The 641-nt window shown below is 55.7% G+C and carries 1 protein-coding gene; it reads right to left on the minus strand.

Annotated elements, in window-relative coordinates:
• Positions 1–641, minus strand: a 641-nt coding sequence (locus tag ACXAFR_RS27445; RefSeq protein WP_475183379.1) for an NAD(P)/FAD-dependent oxidoreductase, incomplete at both ends; no start/stop codon positions are given.

Here is a 641-nt window from a genome sequence, read left to right on the forward strand (position 1 = left end):
TGGGTTTGGGGTAGCTGATCGGCGAAAAGTCTTTGGCCGGCTTCAGGTGCGCGTGATCGGGTACTGGATCCGACAGTGTCCAGGGCAGCATGCCGTTAAACAGATTGATGTCGATAAACGCGTAGGCGGAGCCGAGAATGTTGCCCCATTTGTGTTGGGCCGGGCCAAAATTGCGCTGGGTCCAGAGCTCTTTATAAGCCCAGGATTCTTTGTAGGCGCTGTCGAATTCCGTCAAATCATCGCTACTGCGCTCAGCTGCCAGGGCTGCGACCACACATTCCGCCGCCACCATGCCGGATTTCATCGCCGTATGGGTGCCTTTGATCTTGGCAAAGTTCAAGGTGCCGGCATCGTCACCAATTAACAGTCCTCCAGGAAAATGCATCTTCGGTTGGGCTTGAATGCCGCCTTTGGTAATGGCGCGAGCGCCGTAACTGATGCGTTGTCCGCCTTCCAGGTATTGCTTCACCACTGGATGATGTTTGTAGCGCTGGAATTCATCGAAGGGGCTGAGATAGGGATTGCTGTAAGACAGATCGGTGATCAATCCACACACCACCTGGCAGTCATCGATGTGATACAGAAAGCTACCACCGGCCGCGCCGTTCTCGGCCAGTGGCCAACCGGCGGTGTGGACCACC

The sequence above is a fragment of the Pseudomaricurvus sp. ABR4_320 genome (assembly GCF_056159445.1).